The sequence below is a fragment of the Streptomyces niphimycinicus genome (assembly GCF_018883605.1).
GTDB classification, from domain to species: Bacteria; Actinomycetota; Actinomycetes; order Streptomycetales; family Streptomycetaceae; genus Streptomyces; species Streptomyces niphimycinicus.
The window spans coordinates 1-442 of record NZ_JAHLEM010001352.1; the positions used below are offsets into that span (position 1 = coordinate 1).

Genomic DNA, 442 nt, shown 5'->3' on the forward strand with positions numbered 1-442 from the left:
CGCTGGTTCGTCTCGATGCTCGTCGAGGACACCATCGCCCCTGCCCCTGCCTCGAGTGCGGCGGTCGGCCTGGACGCCGGGGTCACCTCCTTGGTGACCCTGTCCACCGGGGAGAAGATGGCCAACCCCCGGCGCGACCGTAAGCGGCTCGCGAAGGCGCAGCGGGAGCTGTCCCGTAAGGCGAAGGGGTCGGCGAACCGGGAGAAGGCCCGCCAGAAGGTCGCCCGCGTGCATGCGCGGATCGCTGACCGGCGCCGGGACTTCCTGCACAAGCTGTCGACTCGGCTCGTCCGTGAGAACCAAACGGTCGTGATCGAGGACCTCACCGTCCGTAACCTGCTGAAGAACGGCAAGCTTGCGCGTGCCATCTCGGATGCGGCGTGGACGGATCTGCGCATGATGCTGGAGTACAAGTGCGCCTGGTACGGGCGTGAACTCGTGA

Annotated in this window: 1 protein-coding gene; it reads left to right on the plus strand. The window is 67.2% G+C overall.

The window, feature by feature from the left end; all coding sequences use genetic code 11:
* Nucleotides 1-442, plus strand: a 442-nt coding sequence (locus KN815_RS49700; protein ID WP_216348261.1) for an RNA-guided endonuclease TnpB family protein, incomplete at both ends; no start/stop codon positions are given.